Here is a 20055-nt window from a genome sequence, read left to right as displayed (position 1 = left end):
CGAACGCTTTGAGCTCGCAACACGATCGTGATCGCCTTACGAGCTCAAAGGGCTGCCTCCCGTCAGAATGCACCTCTCCCTGCACCACCTTGTATCGAGTGTTTGACACAAGACGTGAAGTGCGGCATCTTGTGCTGGCTGCTCGGTACAAGATGATCTGAGGGGATCTCCCTATGCTCGAAACCGCCCCGTTCCAGAGCCGCTTCCTCGATCACGCCAACCACTACGCCCGTTGGTCGGGTCTGGCCATCGGCATCCTGGCCGCACAGGCTCTGTCCACGCTGGGGCGCGTCGAGTTCGAGCAGCGCGTCGTGTTCTGCATCACCGCCTTCGGCCTGTGCGCGGTGGCCGGCGTTCTCCTTGCCGACGCGCTGACCCTGCTCCCCCAGAACGCGGTACGCACCGCGACTCTCGCCCCGCGCCTGGTCAGAGACCATGTACCGCCCCGCATGGGCCCCTTGATCGCCCTTCAGGGCGTCTCGCTCGCCGTGCTGCTGGCCATCACGGCCGCCACCGCCTCCGTCGACCCCGACCGTATATTCAGCACGGGTAAGGTCATCGCCATCACCTGCAACGGGATGTCGGCATCCCTGGGCCCCTGGCCAGGCATGTACTACAGCCTCCCGGCATTCGGCGCCCTCGTCGTAACCACCCCGACCTGCCTGTGGGCCCTGCGCCGCATCGTCCACGGACCAGGCGGGGAACAGCAGCGTCGCGACCGCGCATGGGCCGTCACCGGAGCCTGGGGCCTGCTGGTGTCGAGCCAGCAGCTGTACGCCGTACTGATGATCTCCGTCTCGCTCACGAATACGGGCTGCGCCGGTGCGATGGGCCTGCTCACCTTCTGGGTGTTCTACCCTCTGGCCCTGCTGAACCTGTTCACCGTCGCCTGGTCCCTGATCACCGTGGTGGCCCCCCGGGCCGTCGACGACGACGTGACGAAGGGGGTCCCCGACGATGAATGAACCCGCCGTCCGCGTCGACACCGCCAGCCAGGTACCTCCGTACGCACAAATCCGCGCGCAACTCGGCGCGTTGATCGTCACCGGCCAGCTGGCCGAGGGCGAACGGCTGCCTACCGTGCGCCAGTTGGCCACCGACCTCGGCCTCGCACCGGGCACGGTGGCCCGCGCCTACCGCGAGCTGGAAGCCGCCGAGCTGATCCGCACCCGCCGCGGAGCGGGCTCCCGGGTCGCGGCACCCCCAGCAGGCCCGACCCGCTCATACGCCTCCCAACTCACCACCCTCGCCCGTGATTTCACCTCTGCCGCCCACGCACTTGGTGCCGACACCGAGGCCATCATGGCCGCAGTCCACGCCGCGCTGAGCCCGGACCGGGACTCCTCGACGTAATAACCACCCTCAGAATGTGCTTTCAGGATGCGCGAAGGCCGCATCCACGATCCGCCCGCGGGTCCGGCGGTGGATGACCTCAGAAACGGTGAGTGCCGTACACGCTTCGGGCGATCGACGGCGCGGACGAGACGATCGCCGAGCTGGAGACGATCGTCGGCCCGCGGGCCGCGTCCGCGATGATGAACCCGTCCCTCGCGTGCGTCCTGGCCTCACCCAGGTAGAAGGGCGATCCGCCGCATCGTCAGGCCCGGTAGGTAGGCGACGGGGCGTCTTCCTCGGCCTGGACGTCGTCACCCAACACCGAGCCCAAGCTCCGTGAGCTGTTCGCAAAGCTGCAGGCCAAGCACGGAACGGTACTGGTCGTGGTCGTGGTCGTGGTCGACCAGCCTCCATCACGCTTTCGTCCGGCTCTGCCGGGGCGAGCTGCCACATCCACGTTACGGAGAGCTCTTCCGGCTCGGGTGAAGCCGGTGCTCAAGCCCCTCATCAGCGGTCCGTCGATGCCTCCGGACCCGGTGACACCCCCCGAATCATGAACAACAGGAGGGGAAGTCATGCCGGACCCAAAGGCCGGAAGCCCCATTGCCGAGCCACGGAGAAGGTGCCGGGGAGGCAGCCGATCCGGGAACGGCGATGCCCGTATGTCATCCGCCCCGGCACTGCCCTTCCGGTGTACGCGTCCCAAGCGTGGCTGGAGCTTTTTGCAAGACTTCCACCTAATTAGATAGCTATTGTCAGAGTATGTCCTGTGCACGGGTAGCCCTCTCGGTCGGCTCCGGCACCAGGCTGGAGCCTGCCGGGTGCGCGGTGACTGAGCGTGGGGCCGGCGTCCAGGAAGGTCGGTGACGGTCGTGGTGTCTCCTGCGTCGGGCTCCGCACGGGACTGGAAGGAGATGGCCAGTCTCTTCCGGCATCTGGTGACGGACTCCGACGCCTCGAGCGCCATGCTGTTCCTCCTTTCCCCCAAAGAGCCTGTCCTGCAGTTGTCGATGCTGTACGGCACGTCCTGGACCGTTCTCTCCTCCTGGGCACGGATCCACGTGGAAGAGGCGGTCCCCGCTGCCGAGGCGACGCGCGAGAGGCGCATGGTCTGGGTCGGCGACTCCGAGGAGCTGGCACTGCACTATCCCCGGCTCGCTCTCATGGTTCCCGAACACGCCGTGGCGGCTGCCCCGATCTTCTCCGGTGCGGCCGTACAGGGCGCGGCCTGCCTGCTGTGGCCACCCTCGCATCCCAAGCGTCTGAGGCCGGAGGAAGCGGCGGCGATCGAGACGTTCTGCCGCCGAGCAGGCTTGTTGTTGCAGCGCTCAACGCGACGCGGACATCCGTTGCTGCCCGGGAAGCGTCCCATGGCACTGACAGCGGAACGGTCCCGCACCCCGGATCAGGCCGAAGCACTGGCGGCTCATGACTACGCCATGCGCCTGCCGGGGGCGATGTCCCTGGATCTGGAAGGCCGGATCACCTTTGTCAGCAATGCGGCAAGCGACCTGCTCGGAGTGGGCGCGGCCGACCTGCTGGGTGCGCGACCGTGGGAGCGCCTGCGGTGGCTCGGTGGTTCCGACTTCGAGGACCTGTTCCGTGCCACGGTCATCGGCCACCAGCCCGCTCAGTTCAACGTCACACGTGCACCCGATGTGTACCTGTCCATCGAGCTCTACCCCGACGCCTCCGGTGTCAGCGTCCACATGGCGGCCCTCCCCCGGACGACACCGGCCGGTCAGCACCAGCACGTCCTGCCTTTCGTGGAGGCGACCGAGATCAAGCCGTTCCACCTGTTGATGCACCTGGCGGCAAGCCTCACGGAGACGGTGCGGGTGAGCGACGTCGCCGAGACCATCGCCAACCAGTTCCTGCCCGCCTTCGACGCCACGGGCCTGGTCCTGATGACCGCGTCCGAAGGGCGGCTGCGGGTCGTCGGCCACCGCGGCTACGACACGGCCTTCCTGTCCCTCTTCGACGGCCACTCCCTGGCCTCCGACAATCCGCCCGCGAAGGCCCTGACCGGCCACGGCCCCCTGTTCTTCACCAGTTTCGACGAGTTCCAGCAGACGTACCCGGAGGCTGTCCAATACGGCACCAGGAACGCGTGGGCGTTTCTGCCGCTGATCATCCGCGGCCGGCCAGTGGGAATTCTCGTACTGTCCTTCGACCGGCCCCGTCGATTCCCGCCGACGGAGCGCAATCTCCTGGTTTCAGTGGCCGGACTGGTCGCCCAGGCCCTGGACAGGGCCTGTCTGCACGAGGCCAGGGACGATCTCGCCCGCACCCTGCAGACCGGTCTGCTGCCGCAACGACTTCCCGCCGTTCCCGGCCTGCGGGCCGCCGCCCGCTACCTGCCCGCGGCTCATGGCATGGACGTCGGAGGCGACTTTTACGACCTCATCCGCTGTGGCACCGCAATCGCCACAGCGGTCATCGGCGACGTCCAGGGCCACAACGTCCGGGCCGCGGCCCTGATGGGCCAGCTGCGCACCGCCGTCCACACCCACGCCGCCGTGGGGATGCGTCCGGACGATCTCCTGACCCGTACCAACCAGGTGATGTGCGATTTGGATCCCGGTCTCTTCGCCAGCTGCCTCTGCATCCAGCTCGATCTGGTCCGGCGCCGGGCGCTCCTAGCCACGGCCGGACACCTTCCGCCACTTCTGCGCCATCCGGACGGCCGTACGGAAGCCCTCGCACTGCCCCCGGGACTACTGCTCGGTATCGTCGCGGACGCCCACTACGTGGCTGTGGACATTCCGTTGCCCTCAGGCCTCACTCTGGCGCTCTACACCGACGGGCTCGTCGAAGCACCGGGCATCGACATCGACGACGCCATCAGCGCCCTCGCCGGCCGACTGGCCCATGCCCCGAACGATGACATCGAAAGCCTCACCGAAACCCTCGTCGGCGATGCCTCGCTCAACCCGCGCACTGACGACATCGCCATACTGCTGGTCCACGTCACGAACTGATCCACGACTGCGGACAAGCCCATCCGATTGGACAGAATCCGTGCTCGAAGGCGAGATGAGCGATCACCTCGGCTATGACCGGCACGATCCGGCAGGGAAGAACGGTGAGATCTCCCGGAACGGAAAGCGCTCCAAGACGCCCCGGCTGGGAGTGAACCGGGGCGAGGCCGGCCTCTGTTCTGAACAGCTGCGCACGACCCCGTCGCCCCTCCGCGCGGCGCGATGGCAGTGCCCGACCCCCAGCCGCTAGAACCGCGGACTTTACTTGCCGGCTGTCGCATCCCACCGTGCGGCACGGCGGTATAGGGCTGGCCGGCGCTGGTCCGGTCTTCCCGCGGTGGTCCGGCGGCTGCCGGCAGCGGGCCGATCTGCGCGGCTAGGGCACGGCTAGGGCGTGTTGCGAAAGTCCCGTCGTCCGACCGGAGGGCGGAAAACTCACTTCCGTGAACATATAACGTAATGATCGCTACTTATTGTGACTTTCCATGTGTTGGCGCTCGCCGTGGTGATTCTCTTGCTGGTAGGCGGGGCGGTGGAAGGGACTGCGGTCGTGAGTGGTGGGCAGAGTGGGCTTCCCCGGTTGCTGACGGCAGCGGAGACGGCGGCGCCGGTGGATGCGGTCGACGTGATCGCGGAGGACCTGCGGCGGCGTTTCGAGGCCACGAAGGTCTCTTTCCTCATCGTGGACCTGACGGGGAAGGCGGTGGCGCGGCTGTCGACCGCCCCTGCGGAGGATGGGTGGGAGGCCGAACGGATCCCTTTGTTCGGCAGTGTCTACGAAGAGGTGATCCGTACCCAGCGGCTGTATCAGGAGGCCACCGGCCAGGGACAGCGGGTGATCGTGCCGGTCACCAACCGGGGGGATGCGATCGGGCTGCTGGAACTGCTCCTGCCGGCCGCCCCTGGCGAGAAGGTCCTCGGTGAGGTCGGGGAAGCCGCCCATGTCCTGGCCTACATCGTGATCGCCAACGGGCGCTTCACCGATTTCTACACCTGGGGCAAACGCTCCAGGCCGCCCACCCTCGCGGCGGAGATCCAGTACCAGCTGCTCCCCCTGTCACTGTCGTGCGAGGCCGCGCAGTTCACGCTGTGCGGGAGCCTTGAGCCCTCCGAAAACCTGAGCGGCGACACCTTCGACTACACCCTGGACCGGGACGCGCTCCATGTGTCGGTGACCGACCCCATGGGCCATGACATCGACGCCGCGCTCGCCGCCACGGTCCTGGTGAGCGCCCTGCGCGGCGCCCGCCGCGCCGGAGCCGACCTGGCCGAACAAGCCCACCGCGCCGACCGGGCCCTGGTTGAGCACGGCCAAGGCCACGCCACCGGGCAGCTGCTGCGCATCAATCTCCGCACCGGGCGGGCCCAGCTCGTCAACGCGGGACATCCCTGGCCCTTGCGCATGCGCGAGGGCGCCGTGGAGGTGATCACCTGCGAGGTGGACCATCCCTTCGGGCTGTCCGAGTTCGCGACCCTCCCCTACCGCGTTCAGGACCTCGATCTGCGCCATGGTGACCGTCTGCTCATGTTCACCGACGGCATGGTCGAACGGCACGGGGAGAAGGTCGACCTGCCCGCCCTGCTGGCGCGCACCCGGGACCTGCACCCGCGGGAGACCGCGTTGATGCTGACGTCCGCGGTCCGGGACGCCGCCGGGGGCCGGCTCGAGGACGACGCCACCGTGATGTGCCTGGACTGGCACGGCCCCCAAGAGACCCAACGACACGTCAGCTCCGGCGCGGACGCCCAACAAGCCTCAGCCGGCCGCACAAAGCAGCAGCCGTGACCAGAGTGCTGTCCTGGACGGTGCCGGACTGCCGCTGAGTAGCTCATCCGCCGCGTCTCTTCCTTGAAGCCCGACTTCCGGTCCTCCCCAGCCGCTGCGGGATGCCCTGGGATCTACCCGAGTGAGACATCACGAGATGTCTGGAGACCCGTCGACCTTCATCCCGAACACCCACCCCCTCCGGTAGGCAGTGCTGGAACAGGCTGGGCGAGGGCGACGGAGACGGGCCAGTCCACTCGTCCAGCCTGCGTCGACCAGGGCTGCGCTGCTCGTGGGGCGCTTCGGGGAGCGGACTCGGGTCCGGGCTCCCACCCTGGTTGTAGGATCTCGCGGTTCGTGGCATCGAGCATTGCGCTGACCAGCAGGTTCCTGATCCGTCTCAGGGCCTTGTTCCACGCCTCTGTCTCACCTCCCATGGCATTTCCTCGCCGGGGGTGGCAGGGGCATGCCGGATGATGGGGAGGTGCGGCTGTACTCGGCGCCGAACCGGCGGCGCACGATCTCAGCGATCCGGGCCGGCGTCCAGCACTGGTCACTCCAGCCGGAGGCGGCAGGACCGGCGTCCAGCACCGCTTCCATGACCCGGAGTTGTCCCCTGTCCAGCTTGCAGCGGGCCCCACCGGGACCCTTGGAGGCCAAAGCCAGCCGGCCGCCCGAAGCCAACGCACGCCGCCACCGGTTCGCCGACATCCGGGTCACCCTGAACCGCCGGGCCACCTCCCGGTCACTGGCCCCGGCCTCGATCGGATCAGCGGCTTCGAACCACACTTGCTCACGCCGAGCCCGCTCCTCGGCCGTCGGCCCACCGCCATCGGGGTACCTCACCTTCCCGGCATAGACCATCCCACGGGAGCCGTCACGACTCGAGTAACCCGCACCAGCACCGTTAGAGATCTCCTGGGGCCTGTCTGACGAGTCGCGTCACCGACCCCGCACCCGCACCCGCACCCGCACCCGCCAGCAATGTCACCCGAATGGCGCAACATGGCGTGCCACCCACATGGGTGAAGGTCAAGCTGGCTAGTGCCCCAATTGAGGCAATCTCTGAAAGGGGAACCACATGCGCATTCGACGCATCCTCGCCGCCGTCATCGCCACGGCAGCCCTCGCCGGATTCGGCATCACAGGCGCCGCCACCGCCACCGCCGCCAGCCTCACCCCGGGTGAGTGCGAGCAGGGCGGCGGAACAGTCAACCACGCGAACAACACCTGCAAGGGCGGCATGTTCGACGGGCAGATGGTCGACTAGACCCCACTAGGCGCCCCGCAGCCACGCGCTGCGGGGCGCTCCCGCGCGAGCGTAGCCGGGAGAGTCGCAGGGACCGTGCCGACCCGTCGGGCGAAGATGTCGACCGGATGGCCTTGACCATGATCTGACGGGGGCACCGGGTGGCTTCCCCATGAGGGCTGGATCGCGGTCTACCCGGACTGAACCTGAATCGCATCCGGAGACCGGGGAAGTACAGCTCTTCGTGGCAGCTCTGCTGGACGAAGACCGGACGGGAAACCGGGGTTGGGCGGCGGCCTCCCAGTGAAGCCACCCACGTTCGTGCGCGCCCAGTGGCCGCTGTCGAGCGTCAGCGGGCGATGACGGCGGCGGTGATGCGGCTGCCGTAGGCGCATCATCCAGCCCCCGTTGCCTACGGGGGTAGTTGTTGCAGATGCCGAGCGAGGTCGGAGCACTCCTTTGGGCAGGTGCGGGCCGCTCACGCCCTCCCGCAAACGTTCGGGAGGTCGCGCACCACACCACCGACACGACCAGCCGGCCCGGTGAGGCCGGCGACCTGTGCTTCGACCACGGCAAGCTTGCCGCGTGCCGTCCAGATCCTGGTTCCGCGCGCATCGTCTCTGTCCTGCGGCGCCGGGGGCGCCCCTTGCGGCGGGGGCACCCCTCGGCGTGTCGTCCGCGTCAGCCGATGGTGCCGTGCTCCACGGGGAAGTCCGGGGGCCACGGCCGGCTGAAGTCGAACAGGGACGGGTCCTCGAACCTGCGGTCCGCCTCGCGCCAGGAGGGATCGCCGGAGACGACGAAGCTGTCCCCGTCCGGTTCGATCATCCAGGTGAAGGCCGCATCGTCCGCGGGGAGGTCATGGCGCTCCTTCAGCACCGCGAACTCTGCGTCCGTCGCCCGGCGGACGTGGATGCCCTTCTCGTAGATGGGCTTGAGCAGCATGAGCTCCACATGGCCGAAGTACACCTCGACGCGGGTGTCCGTTGCATCGACGGCAAGGGCGTCGCTGCGCAGCAGCAGCTGCCGGTGTGACGCCGCAAAGCTGACCACGCGAAACAGCCGCCCCTCTCGTACGAAATCCGCCATGTGCTCATCCTGTCTTCTACTCGGGCCCACGCACACCCCTGAACAGTCGTCTCCCCCACCCAGCTGGAAGCCTCCGCAACACCCATGTCGACAGCCCGCCCCAGCCTCGCCGGAGGTGGTGAATATCAGGGACGCGAGCCGGGTAGGCGCCGCGGTCCGACCTTGTGCCGGTCGCGTGGCTGTACCGGCTACGCACCTGCGCGAGCCAGCGTCTCCAGAGGGCCGACCAGGATCTCGGAGAAGGCGAGTTCGGCGGCTCCGATGAGCACTGCGTCGTCGCCGAGTTCTCCCACCCGCAGCCGGAGGTTCTCGCGGGAGGCTGTGAGGGCAATGCGGTTGATACGGCTGCGGATTTGGGCGGCCGAGCCGAGGAACACCTCTCGGAGCGTCCCGCCGAAGATGACCGTGCGCGGGTTGAGCACATTGACCAGGTTGGCGACGCCGATGCCGAGCCAGTCGCCGACGTCGTGCAGGGCGGCGCGGGCGGTGATGTCGCCCCGGTCGGCCGCTTCGACGACGGCGCGTACGGCTTCCCGGCCGGTGGCCGACGGGTCGCGCTGCGCGGCTTCCAGCAGGGCGCGTTCTCCCGCCTCGGCTTCAAGGCAGCCGTGCGCTCCGCAGCCGCAGGGCCTGCCGTTGCGCGGGTTGACGATCATGTGCCCGATCTCGCCGCCGTATCCGCCGTCGCCGTGCAGCAGTTGGCCACCGGTGATGACACCGCCGCCGATGCCGATGTCGCCATGCAGGTAAACGAGGTCCTGGCAGCCTGTTCCGGCACCGCGCAGGTGCTCCGCGAGCGCACCGAGGCTGGCCTCGTTGCCCACCGAGACGGGTAGGCCCAGGCCCAGCCGGCGCGTGAGGTCCTTGCCGAACTCCTCGTCCTTCCAGCCGAGGTAGGGGACGGCGCGGACGAGGCCGTCGGGTCGGCGTACCGTCCCGCGGACGGCGGCGGCCACGCCGACGCAGTGGGTGCCGTGCTGTGCCGTGCTCAGCATTTCCAGCGCGGAGCCGGCGAGGACCTCGGCCACCTTGTCGGCGTTGCGAGGGCCTGGGGGCATGGGGATCACCCTGCGGTCGAGGAAGATCCCGCCCAGGCCGATGCGGGCGGCGGCCAGCCGGTCCACGCCCACGTCGAATGCGAGGACGTACACGCGTTCGGACTCGGGCCGTACGACCAGGGAGGGCCGGCCGGCCCTGCCGGTCTCACGGGGCAGTTCCTCGCGGACCAGGCCGGCCGAGCCCAGCTCGCTCACCAGACCCAGGATGGTGCTGCGGTTGAGTCCCATGCGCTCCGCCAGGACGGCCCGCGACATGGATCCGCCGATGTGTACATGACGGAGCAGGGTGCCGAGGTTGTGCCGGCGAATCTCCTCCTGTGAGGGACCGGCTCTCATGGAACCCCAGACGTCATCGTTGTACGGCCCGGCGACGGGACAGCGCATCCACGCCTGCGGCCACCAGCAGAACCGAACCCGTGACAGCGTACTTGACCCCTGAGCTGTACCCCATCAGGCCCATGCCGTTCTGGATGACTGCGACCACCATCCCGCCGAGCACGGCGTCCGTGACTCTGCCCCGTCCGCCGAACAGGCTCGTCCCGCCGATCACGGCGGCGCCGACCGCCAGCAACAGCACGTTGCTGCCACCGGTGTTGGGGTCGACCGAGTTGCCCCGGGACGCGGCGATGATGCCGCCGACCGCGGCCAGGGAGGAGCAGATGACGAACGCGGAGATGCGGATGGCCGCCACGTTGATGCCGGCCCGGCGGGCCGCCTCGGCGTTACCGCCCACCGCGTAGATGTGCAGGCCGAATGAGGTGCGCTGGAGCAGGAGCGTACCGGCGATGAGCAGGACGGCGATGACCGGCACCACGATCGGTACACCCTTGAGCGAGTCGACGATGATGTTGCGGCTGCGCTCCTGGTTGAGCAGGTGGACGGCGATCGCACCGAGCACCGCCAGGCCGCCGAACCTGACCGCGAGCAGGGTGAGTGGAGCGGGGGCGAGCCCCCGCCGTCGGCGGTTCCGGCTCTGCCGGAGCTGGATCGCCGCGTACGTCCCGACGCTGACGGCGAGCAGTACCCAGCCCAGCGCGGGCGAGAGGTTGTTGTTTGCGACGGCCAGGATCGTCTCGTCTCGGATCGAGACGTTGGTGCCTTCCTTCAGCAGCATCAGCACGATGCCCTGGAACCCCAGGAAGGCGGCCAGCGTGACCACGAACGAAGGGATGCCGACCTTCGCCACCAGCAGGCCGAGCACCAGGCCGATGACCGTGCCGGTGAGGATCGCCGCGCCGGCCGCGCCGTACCAGGGCCATCCGTGGTCGGTGAGCAGGACGGCGAGGACGGCGGCGCAGACCCCGCTGGCGTAACCCGCGGACAGGTCGATCTCGCCGAGGAGGAGGACGAAGACCAGGCCCATGGCGATGGCGATGCTGCCCGCGCCCTGGGTCAGCAGGTTGGCGAAGTTCAGCTCGGACACGAAGACCGGACGCAGGACGGCGAAGAACACGCACAGGACGATCAGGCCGAGTACGGCGGGGAGGGCGCCCAACTCTCCGCCCCGTAGCCGATCGACGTAGTTCTTGGCGACCGAGCGCAGACTCGCGGCTTCGGCCGCTCCGTTCTTCTTCGGCGTACCGGGACCGCGCGGCAGTTCGGGCTTCTCGGGGGCGACTGCGGCGGTCATGCGGTGACTCCGTTGCTGTGGGCGAGGCCGAGGTCTCCGCTGCGGCCCGAGGTGATGAGTTCTACGACCTGGGAGTGCGTCACGTCCGACGTGCTGACCTGGGCGGCCATCCGGCCCAGGTAGAGGGTGGCGATCCGGTCGGACACCGCGAAGACGTCGTTCATGTTGTGCGAGATCAGGACCACGGCGAGACCGTTGTCGGCCAGCCGCCGGACCAGTTCGAGGACCTGTGCCGTCTGGGCGACACCGAGTGCGGCGGTCGGTTCGTCCAGGATGACGACCTTGCTGTTCCACAGCACGGCCTTGGCGATGGCCACGGTCTGCCGCTGGCCGCCGGAGAGACTGGAGACCTTTTGGCGGATGGACTTGACGGTGCGGACCGACAGCCCGTCGAGGGTCTTGGTGGCCATCTCCTCCATCGTCGTGTTGTCCAGGACGAGTCCCCGGCGCTTCTCGCGGCCGAGGAACATGTTCTGCACGATGTCGAGGTTGTCGCAGAGTGCAAGGTCCTGGTACACGATCTCGACGCCAAGGGCCGCCGCCTCACGGGGGCTGTGCACCTGGACCTGCTCGCCTTCGAACCAGTACTCGCCGCCGTCGGTCGGGTGGATTCCGCCGATGCACTTGACCAGGGTGGACTTGCCTGCGCCGTTGTCTCCGACGAGGGCGGTCACCTCCCCTGGCTGGACGTCGAAGGACACGTCGTGCAGTACCTGCACGGCGCCGAAGCTCTTGTCGATCCCGCGCAGTCGAAGGATCGGGGTCGCTGTCATGGAAGACGGCTCCTTATGGTCGTGAGGTCGCGGGTCCCGGGTCCCGGCCAGGTGGGAGCCCCGGGACCCGCGGTCGGGTCGGCCGGACCAGGGGTAGCGGTCCGAGCAGCCGGGCAGGGCTACTTGATGCCGGCCTTGGCGCACAGGGCGGCGTACTTGCCCGGGCACAGCTGTTCCTCGGTGACGTAGCCGTCGTCCACGACGTCCTTGACGTTGTCCTTGTAGATGGCCACGGGTGTCTCCAGCACGGACGGGACCTTGCGCTTGCCCTCGGGGTCCTCGACGGTTGCGTTCGTGTCGCCCTTCTCGGCCTTGGCGAGGGAGACGGCGAGCTTGACCGTGGCGTCCGCCTCTTTCTTGACCGCCTTGTAGACGGTCATGCACTGGTCGCCCGCGAGGATGTTCTGCAGGGCCTGCACGGTGGCGTCCTGGCCGGTGACCGGGACCTCGCCGTTGCGGTGCTGCTTGCGCAGGATGGCGATGGCCGCGTTGCCGAGAGTGTCGTTCGCGGCGAGCACGCCGCCTATCTTGGGCTCGCTGGTGAGCATCTGCTCGAAGATGGTGCTGGCCTCAGCGCTGTCCCAGTCCGGGACGGACTGGTCCGGGCCCTTGACGTAGTCGCCAGATTTGTACTTCGGGTCGAGGACGCCGTTGTAGCCGGCGGCGAGGAGAGTGGCGTTGTTGTCCGTCGGTGAGCCGTTGAGTGTGGCGACGATGGGCTTCTTGGCCTTCATGTCGCTCAGGCACTTGCTGAGGCCCTCGCCCTGAAGCTTGCCGACCTCGGTGTTGTCGAAGCTCACGTAGTACTGGGCGGAGCCGCCGAGGGTGAGCCGGTCGTAGTCGATCGTGGCGACGCCCTGTGCCTTGGCCTTGTCCAGAACTGCCTTGCCCGTGCCGCTGTCCAGGTTCACGATCACCAGGACGTTCACACCGCTGGTGATCATCTGATCCGCGATGGTCTGGAATTGCTGCTTGTCGTTCTGGGCGTTCTGAATGTCGAACTCGACGCCCGCCGCCTTGAACGCCTCGGAGAGGTACTTGCGGTCCGCGGTCTCCCAGCGGGCGGAGGACTTGCTGTCCGGGAGGATCACGCCGATCTTCGGCTTGGCGTGGGAGCCGGAGTCGGTGCCGCCCGGCGAGGAGTCGTCGCAGGCAGCGAGCGAACTGACCAGTGCCACCGAGGCGGCGGTGAGGAGGAGTCCCTTGCGCATGGGCAGGGTCCTTTCGGGTGTTACGGCCGGAGACCGGACGTACGAGGGCGGTCAGGAAGCCGAGAAGCGCGCTCTCGGGGAATTGCCGGGTGTCGGGCGATCCGCCCGGATCGAATGTTGTGAGCGGGAACTTACGGCGCTCCGGACCCCGTGCCCAGAGCGCGGGAAGCGCTATTTGTCATCCGCCATAACAATTGGGTGACGCCCGTCACAACGCGGCGCCCTCACCGCCTCCTGTGCCTCATGAGTCCGGCGAGCGCGCAAGGCCGTGCGCAGTAGTGGTCCCTACGGCGGCGTCGCGGATTTCGCCAACGCTCTCGACGACGCCGAGCCCGAGGAGCGCGAGGCACTGATCCGCGCACATGCCGGACGAGGATGGGGCGATTCGCCTCCACGACGCCGGTCGCGAGGGCACACCGTCACGGGCGACGACCGTGACGAGGCCGCGCCGCCCGTGCCCCGCACGGAGGCCACGGTCGTGGTCGACGCGTCCCTGCCGGGTCCCCGGGATCCTTCGCGGGAAGCTGGCCGTGTCGAGGAGGGCCTGAGCGCGCAGGAGCGGTCGCTGCTCGTCCACGGCCAGCCAGTGCCTCGGTGACCATGCGCCCTTGCTCCCGAAGCAGAAGTGCCTTCGCCGCCAAGCTTCTTGAGCGGGCCACCTAAGGTCTCGCAGAGTGTATGAGTGGTGATCCTCAAGGGCTGCCGAGCAAACCGACCGCCGCCGAACTCGCCGCGCTCGCCGCCCTCGGACTCAACTGCGACCGGGTCACCGGGGTTGGTGGGCGGGGATGCCGTGCGCGGCCTGTGGGGGCGGCGGCCGCGCACGCCGGCCGGAGGGGCGCCCCGACCTGGCTGAAGGCGGAGGAGCACCTTCCGGAGGAGCACCTTCCCGAGGCGCACCTTCCCGAGGCGCACCTTCCCGAGGCGCACCGGGCGACGGTGGATCCGTCCGGCACCTGACCGGGGAACTGACCGGGGAGCGATGAGTTCGCGAGGCGAGGAGAGTCGTATCCGACGTGTTCGACCACGACTCCCCGGACCGGAAGGCCGACCGATGAGCTCTCTCCACGACACCCTGCGACGACGCGTCGACGACGGCACCGTGCCGGGGGCGGTGGGCCTGGTGGCCCGCGGCGATGACGTCGAGGTGGTCGCCGTCGGCTCCGTCGACGTCGAAGGCACCACCCCGATGGCCCGCGACTCGATCTTCCGGATCGCCTCGGTCAGCAAGCCGGTCACGGCGGCGGCGGTCCTGGCGCTGGTGGAGGACGGGCGGTTGGCGCTGGACACCCCGGTGGAGGAGTGGCTGCCCGAGCTGGCGAAGCCGACGGTGGTCCGCACCCCCTCCTCACCGGTCGAGGACGTGGTCCCGGCGAACCGTCCGATCACGGTCGAGGACCTGCTGAGCTTCCGGGCCGGCTGGGGCCTCCCCTCCGACTTCTCCCTGCCCGCCGCGCGGGCCCTGTTCGCGGTGCAGGATCACAGCCGCTCCTTCCAGGACTGGCCGGACCCGGACACCTGGCTGGGCCTGCTCGCCCAGGTGCCGATGCTGCACCAGCCGGGCGAGGCGTGGCTGTACGGCACATCGTCCGCCCTCCAGGGCATCCTGGTCTCCCGGGTGTCGGGCCGTACCTTCCCCGACTTCCTGGCGGAGCGGATCTTCGGGCCGCTGGGCATGCGGGACACGGCGTTCGAGGTGCCCGCCTCGAAACGGCACCGCTTCACCTCCTCCTACGCTCCCGCCGCGGACGGCACCCTGAGCCTGACGGACACCCCGGACGGCGCGTACAGCAGCCTGCCGCGCTTCCAGTCGGGCGGCGGCGGCCTGGTCTCGACGGCCGACGACCTCCTCGCCTTCGGCCGGATGCTCGCCAACGACGGCACGGCCCCGGACGGCACCCCTGTCCTCTCCCCCACCTCCGTGAGCCGCATGACCACCGACCATCTCACCGCCGCCCAGCGCGACGCCTCGACCCTGTTCCTGGAGGGCCAGGGCTGGGGCTACGGCGGCCAGGTCGACGTCACCTCCGTCGACCCCTGGAACGTCCCCGGCCGCTACGGCTGGGTAGGCGGCACAGGCACGACGGCCCACGTCGTCCCCCCGACAGGCACGGTCACCGTCCTGCTGACCCAGACGGCGATGACCGGCCCGACTCCGACGCCGCTGATGCGGGAGTTCTGGGGGTGCGCGGCGCAGGGCTAGGGCGTGTTGCGAAAGTCCCGTCGTCCGCCCGGAGGGCGGGCCTCGCGGCGTCTGGTGCGTGCTCTGGGGGTCCCCCCTGCCGGAGGCTGGGGGGAGCGCCGGGCGGAAGCCCGCGTACTGGACGTCCTCGGGTTTTCGCCCGGTGCGGCGAGAGTGCGTGCCAGGCGTCCCGAGGCAGGCGGGACTTTCGCAACACGCCCTAGGAGCACCCCGGCACCCGGGCCGTCGCGATACCGGTCCTCGCGCCGCACGGCGACCTCGACGCCACCACGGTGCACACTGCGCTCTCCCCGGCGCAGTGTGTCCGTCACGCCGGGCAGCTTTCCCCCTGAGCTCCCAGGCAGAGCCCTGGTAATGCTCGAGCAGGACCTCATGAAACGACTCCTGCTTGTCAGACGACTCCGCCGCCAGGCCCGCGTCGTGAAACGCAAGATGTCCAACCACCACCTCGAGCGAACTGAACACCGTAACTGGTCACAATCGACCGGCACCGGTGCTCAAGCTGTCCTCATCACAAGACCCCAGCCCACAAACCCCCTAACGCATCGGCATTGGGTCTAAGGTCCTGCGGACAGGGGCCGTTCGAGGGACCGACCATCCACCCCGTGTTTTCGGGCGGTGGGGGACATCTTCATCGATAAGACGTAACTGCCCTTGTTTTGCGAGATATCCAGCCGTTGACCTGCCCCGTGGCCGCCGAAATGCGCCGCACGTACAGGCAGATAGTCGGGAATTCAAGCACTTACATTTCCTCTGCGGAGGTGGTCGGATTCAGTCGATCACTGACTCTGGAGGAAATGTGCTGCTTCCTTTTGCCCGAAGATCTGCGGCGTCGGTTGCCGCAGCTCTTGTTGCCACCTTGGTGGCTCCGGCGACGGCCCATGGCGCCACTCCTTCACCGCCTCCGCACGTCACTTCGGACGAACTCGGTGGCGCACGGCGCGCGCCGGTCGCAGTAACGCTGATCACCGGCGAGAAAGTGACGGCGACTCAGGAGCCGGGCGGAACGGTGTCGGTGGACGACGTCGCGCGCGTGCCGGGAGCCGAGGGGTCGGTACGCGTCGCCATCGAGGGCGGGGACACCTTCGTGTACCCCGACAGGGCCATGCCCTACGTCGCGACCGGTCGGCTCGACAAACAGCTCTTCAATATCACCCAGTTGATAGCCCAGGGTTACGACGACGCCCACGCGGGCGCGCTCCCCTTGATCATCACTCACTCTCCAGACGTGTCCGCTCTCAAGAGCGGAGTTCCCGGCGAAGACCTGCCGTCCGACGCCGAGTTGCCGGGGGCGAAGACAACCCTGGGTCTTCCGTCCGTCCACGGTGAGGCCGTCGAAGCCCGACGGTCGAAGGCCGCCACCTTCTGGTCCGCCCTTACCGGCGCCGACGGGCAGGATGCCCTGCGGTCGACGGCGAGGACCGGCACGAGCCCGGACAAGGAGACGGGGCCGTCCTTCGCCGCCGGTGTCGACAAGGTGTGGCTCGACGGCAAGGCGCAGGCGGACCTGGCGGACACCACGGCGCAGATCGGCGCTCCCAAGGCATGGGGCGCGGGCGGCACAGGCGCGGGCGTCCGGGTCGCGGTGCTGGACTCCGGAGCGGACACCACTCATCCAGATCTGGCCAACCGTATAGTCGCGTCCCGCAGTTTCGTCGCGGGTGAGGACGTCATCGACCGCAACGGACACGGAACGCACACCGGCTCCACCATCGTCGGAACGGGCGCGGCCTCCGACGGAAAGGAGCGCGGAGTCGCCCCCGGCGCCGATCTGCTGGTGGGCAAGGTCCTCGACGACAACGGATCCGGTCCGATCTCGGGGATCATCGCCGGCATGGAGTGGGCGGCGCGGACCGAGCACGCCAAGGTCATCAACATGAGCCTGGGCACGCCGGCTTGGCACACCCAGGACGATCCTCTGAGCCAAGCGGTCAACCAACTGAGTTCGGAGACAGGCGCACTCTTCGTCATCGCCGCGGGCAACTCCGGCAACAACCCCTACAGCGTCAGCGCGCCGGGAACCGCGGACGCCGCCCTCACCGTCGGCGCGGTGGACGCCTTCGACCACCTCGCGGACTTCTCCAGCGCCGGGCCGCGGATGAACGACGACGCGCTCAAGCCCGACCTGACCGCGCCCGGCGTCGACGTACTCGCCGCGCGCTCGCAGCAGATGAGCTGGGGCGAGGGCTATTACCGCTCGGACAGCGGCACTTCCATGGCGGCGCCCCATGTCGCCGGGGCGGCGGTGCTCCTGGCCCAGAAGCATCCGACGTGGACCGGGCAACGGATCAAGGACGCTCTGATGAGCACCAGCGTCCTGACCCCCGCCTACAGCCCGTACCAGGCCGGCGCCGGCCGGCTGGACGTGGGCACCGCATACCTCCAGGATCAGGTCATCGCGAGCGGATCGGTGGACGCGGGACTCGTTCCCTGGTCGGCCGGCCGGAAGCCGAAGCCGGTCAAGCGGCAGATCACCTACACCAACACCACCGACCGGCCCATCACGTTGCAGCTCTCCGTGGCCCGCGGCGACTCGCCCGCGGGAGTGTTCGCCCTGGCAGCCGATCACGTCACCGTTCCGGCGCGCGGAACCTCGACGGCCGCACTCGTGGCCGACCCCAAGGGACTTGCGCCGGGCCGGTACGCCGCCCAGGTCACCGCCCGCTCCGCAGCCGGCGCCGTGCACACCGCCGTGGGCCTGTCCGTCGAGTCCGAGAAATACGGTCTGACGGTGCACCTGAAGGACCGGTCGGGCAAGCCCGTCAGCGGCGAGGTCGAGATCACCGGCGCCGACGGGAGGACCACCGTCATGTGGGTCCCCGACGGCACACTCACCAGCCGCTGGGCACCCGGCTCCTACACCGTCGTCTCCACCCTGGACGTGAAAGGCGGCCACGGGCCACACTCCCTGGGTTACGCGGTCCTCACCGTCCCCGAACTCAACCTGACATCCGACAAGGACGTCGACCTGGACGCGTCACGCATACGCCAGGTCAAGGTGGCGACACCCCGGCCCACGTCCGTCACCACCAGCAGGATCGACCTCTTCCGCTCCTTCACCTCCAGCGAGCCCACGCCCGCCGACGGGCAGGCACTGCACGAGATCCTCATGCCCTCCGCCGCCTACGACAGCCTGTGGGCCCTTCCCACCAAGGGCAAGGTGACCAAGGGCAGCTTCGTCTTCACCACCCGGATCCGCGCCAAGCAGACTCCACTGAGGATCACCTATGCCGGGCACGACCTCGACGACACCCTGCTGGTGCAGCCAGGATCTGCTCAGTTCCACGACGGCAGCACGCGCGTCGACGCGGTCTTCGCCGGCAATGGCGCACCATCGGACTACGCCGGTCTGAACGCCCGGGGCAAGGCCGTGATCGTCCGTAGCAGTACCGCTTCGGCGCCGGCAGAACAGGCGGCCGTGGCGCACGCCGCGGCGGCGTCCATGCTCCTCGTGGTCAACGACGGCGACGGCCGCAAGAACGACTGGTACGGCGACCCGGACGAGAAGACGACCGGGCCGGTCCCGGTCGCGTCGGTCACCCTGGACGACGGCGAGGAACTGATCCGGACCCTCGCGACCGCAGGAAAGACCAGGACGACGCTGACGGTCGAAGCCCATCCCGCGCCGGAGTACCTGTACGACCTGGCCGACTACCACCAGGGAGGAGTGCCGGACGACCCGTCCGCCGCGACGGATCCCGGCAGCCTCGCCCGCATCGACAACACCTTCGCCCCGCCCGCCGGCAAACAGATCGTCGAAAGCCGGGAGGACAGCCCGTCCTACGAGTACTGGCCGGCCGCCTACCCCTACGCCGTATACGGCGGGACGCGCGTTCCCCCGTTCCCGAGAGAGCCCGTCGCCCCCGGGCACCGCACCGACTGGGTCTCCGCCGGGAACGGCGTCAAGTGGCAGCAGTACGCGACCATCGACGGCTGGTCAACCTTCACCGACATCGCTGGTTACCAGCCGCGCAGCGTGCAGAGCGAACAATGGTTTGGGCCCATCACCCGGCCGCGCATGGTCAGCTTCGAGGTTCCGCACCGGGTCGGGGACGCCATGGGTGGCACACTCGCGGGATTCGGTGACGGAGGATCCGCCCACAGCGGCGACACCGGCCTGATGTCCCGGAGCTTCTCGCTCTACCAGGGTGACAAACTGCTGATGCAGAACGGGCCACGGCCCGATTTCGGCGTGGGCGACCTGGCCCCGCAGAAACTCCCGTACCGGCTCGTCGCCGACACGAAGGGGAACACCGACCTCACCCCTTACTCCACCACCACGCACACCGAGTGGAAGTTCATCTCCGGCAACGTGGACGATCAGGCCATCCCGCTGGTCCAACTCGACTACGGAACAGACCTCGACCTCGCCGGGCGGGCAGAGCGCGCGTCGGCCCTCTCGGTCGAGCCCGTTGTCGTCGGCGGTGACGCCGCGCAGGACGCGGTCGCGTCGGTCAAGCTCGAGGTGTCCTACGACGACGGCGTCTCCTGGCTGCCGCAGGCGATGAAGGACGACAAGGGCACCTGGCAGACCCGGCTCCGCGCCCCCGCCCGGGCGCGCTACGTATCCATCCGGGTCACCGCCGAGCAGCGCGACGGCGGCGGCGTCACCCAGACCATCAGCCGGGCCTTCGGCCTCAAGTAACCCTCGCGAGCGGCCGGAGCCCATGCCCCTTTGACGGCACCCGGCGCCGGCCGCTCCGAAGGACCTCGTTTTGACGAACGTGACGGTGATAATCGGGTGACCTCCAGCCAGGGCAC

The 20055-nt window shown here is 68.7% G+C and carries 15 protein-coding genes; 10 read left to right on the top strand and 5 right to left on the bottom strand.

The genetic code is table 11. The annotated features are described in order from the left end of the window. The first annotated feature begins 173 nt into the window (after nt 1–173). From HEP85_RS40910 to HEP85_RS40885, 6 genes are all read left to right on the top strand, one after another. Nucleotides 174–965: a hypothetical protein gene (locus tag HEP85_RS40910; RefSeq protein ID WP_168532316.1), complete on the top strand. Its 792-nt coding sequence runs from the start codon at nt 174–176 to the stop codon at nt 963–965. Beyond that, the gene (locus tag HEP85_RS40905; protein ID WP_168532315.1) at nt 958–1353 is read left to right on the top strand and encodes a GntR family transcriptional regulator; all 396 of its coding nucleotides are present in this window, start codon (nt 958–960) and stop codon (nt 1351–1353) included. Before HEP85_RS40910 ends, HEP85_RS40905 begins: the two co-directional genes overlap by 8 nt. A 92-nt stretch (nt 1354–1445) precedes the next feature. Next, nucleotides 1446–1577 carry a hypothetical protein gene (locus tag HEP85_RS40900; protein WP_282189889.1) on the top strand — a complete coding sequence of 44 codons (132 nt, stop codon included), beginning with the start codon at nt 1446–1448 and terminating at the stop codon, nt 1575–1577. A gap of 672 nt (nt 1578–2249) precedes the next feature. Next, nucleotides 2250–4316 carry a PP2C family protein-serine/threonine phosphatase gene (locus HEP85_RS40895; protein ID WP_168532314.1) on the top strand — a complete coding sequence of 689 codons (2067 nt, stop codon included), beginning with the start codon at nt 2250–2252 and terminating at the stop codon, nt 4314–4316. 550 nt (nt 4317–4866) lie between these two features. Continuing rightward, nucleotides 4867–6102, top strand: a complete 1236-nt coding sequence (locus tag HEP85_RS40890; RefSeq protein WP_369658052.1) for a PP2C family protein-serine/threonine phosphatase — start codon at nt 4867–4869, stop codon at nt 6100–6102. Nucleotides 6103–7162: 1060 nt separating this feature from the next. Continuing rightward, entirely contained in the window at nt 7163–7351 is a 189-nt protein-coding gene (locus HEP85_RS40885; RefSeq protein WP_168532313.1) for a hypothetical protein, read from the top strand. 660 nt (nt 7352–8011) lie between these two features. On the opposite strand, the gene HEP85_RS40880 is transcribed toward HEP85_RS40885, so the two are convergent. From HEP85_RS40880 to HEP85_RS40860, 5 genes are all read right to left on the bottom strand, one after another. Then, on the bottom strand, nt 8012–8419 hold the full coding sequence (locus tag HEP85_RS40880; protein WP_168532312.1) for a hypothetical protein: 408 nt from the start codon (nt 8417–8419) through the stop codon (nt 8012–8014). A 188-nt stretch (nt 8420–8607) separates the two neighbouring features. After that, on the bottom strand, nt 8608–9732 hold the full coding sequence (locus tag HEP85_RS40875) for an ROK family protein (protein ID WP_369658051.1): 1125 nt from the start codon (nt 9730–9732) through the stop codon (nt 8608–8610). A gap of 94 nt (nt 9733–9826) precedes the next feature. Further along, entirely contained in the window at nt 9827–11107 is a 1281-nt protein-coding gene (locus HEP85_RS40870; RefSeq protein ID WP_168532311.1) for a sugar ABC transporter permease, read from the bottom strand. Next, nucleotides 11104–11880 (bottom strand): ATP-binding cassette domain-containing protein, encoded by a 777-nt coding sequence (locus tag HEP85_RS40865; protein ID WP_168532310.1) that lies wholly within the window; start codon nt 11878–11880, stop codon nt 11104–11106. Before HEP85_RS40865 ends, HEP85_RS40870 begins: the two co-directional genes overlap by 4 nt. Before the next feature lie 119 nt (nt 11881–11999). Next, nucleotides 12000–13091, bottom strand: coding sequence for a sugar ABC transporter substrate-binding protein (locus HEP85_RS40860; RefSeq protein ID WP_168532309.1), 1092 nt, complete (start codon nt 13089–13091; stop codon nt 12000–12002). Nucleotides 13092–13359: 268 nt separating this feature from the next. Between HEP85_RS40860 and HEP85_RS40855 the strand changes: the two genes are divergently transcribed. The 4 genes from HEP85_RS40855 (at nt 13360) to HEP85_RS40840 (ending at nt 19939) form a co-directional block, all read left to right on the top strand. Further along, a complete protein-coding gene (locus HEP85_RS40855) occupies nt 13360–13689 on the top strand; it encodes a hypothetical protein (RefSeq protein ID WP_168532308.1) in 330 nt (109 codons plus the stop codon). An 80-nt stretch (nt 13690–13769) separates the two neighbouring features. Beyond that, nucleotides 13770–14051, top strand: a complete 282-nt coding sequence (locus HEP85_RS40850; RefSeq protein ID WP_168532307.1) for a hypothetical protein — start codon at nt 13770–13772, stop codon at nt 14049–14051. A gap of 94 nt (nt 14052–14145) precedes the next feature. Then, a complete protein-coding gene (locus tag HEP85_RS40845) occupies nt 14146–15294 on the top strand; it encodes a serine hydrolase (protein WP_168532306.1) in 1149 nt (382 codons plus the stop codon). A gap of 979 nt (nt 15295–16273) precedes the next feature. Then, on the top strand, nt 16274–19939 hold the full coding sequence (locus HEP85_RS40840) for a S8 family serine peptidase (protein WP_369658050.1): 3666 nt from the start codon (nt 16274–16276) through the stop codon (nt 19937–19939). Nucleotides 19940–20055: the final 116 nt, after the last annotated feature.

Source organism: Streptomyces sp. RPA4-2 (genome assembly GCF_012273515.2).
Classification (GTDB): domain Bacteria; phylum Actinomycetota; class Actinomycetes; order Streptomycetales; family Streptomycetaceae; genus Streptomyces; species Streptomyces kaempferi.
This window is presented reverse-complemented; position numbering and strand designations above follow the sequence as displayed.

Bases quoted from the DNA above. Each gene is read 5' to 3' on its own strand.
- HEP85_RS40850 (WP_168532307.1), top strand. From the start codon at position 13,770: ATGAGTGGTGATCCTCAAGGGCTGCCGAGCAAACCGACCGCCGCCGAA.
- HEP85_RS40865 (WP_168532310.1), bottom strand. From the start codon at position 11,880: ATGACAGCGACCCCGATCCTTCGACTGCGCGGGATCGACAAGAGCTTC.
- HEP85_RS40905 (WP_168532315.1), top strand. From the start codon at position 958: ATGAATGAACCCGCCGTCCGCGTCGACACCGCCAGCCAGGTACCTCCG.
- HEP85_RS40895 (WP_168532314.1), top strand. From the start codon at position 2,250: ATGGCCAGTCTCTTCCGGCATCTGGTGACGGACTCCGACGCCTCGAGC.
- HEP85_RS40870 (WP_168532311.1), bottom strand. From the start codon at position 11,107: ATGACCGCCGCAGTCGCCCCCGAGAAGCCCGAACTGCCGCGCGGTCCC.
- HEP85_RS40845 (WP_168532306.1), top strand. From the start codon at position 14,146: ATGAGCTCTCTCCACGACACCCTGCGACGACGCGTCGACGACGGCACC.
- HEP85_RS40860 (WP_168532309.1), bottom strand. From the start codon at position 13,091: ATGCGCAAGGGACTCCTCCTCACCGCCGCCTCGGTGGCACTGGTCAGT.
- HEP85_RS40875 (WP_369658051.1), bottom strand. From the start codon at position 9,732: ATGTCGCGGGCCGTCCTGGCGGAGCGCATGGGACTCAACCGCAGCACC.
- HEP85_RS40885 (WP_168532313.1), top strand. From the start codon at position 7,163: ATGCGCATTCGACGCATCCTCGCCGCCGTCATCGCCACGGCAGCCCTC.
- HEP85_RS40880 (WP_168532312.1), bottom strand. From the start codon at position 8,419: ATGGCGGATTTCGTACGAGAGGGGCGGCTGTTTCGCGTGGTCAGCTTT.
- HEP85_RS40910 (WP_168532316.1), top strand. From the start codon at position 174: ATGCTCGAAACCGCCCCGTTCCAGAGCCGCTTCCTCGATCACGCCAAC.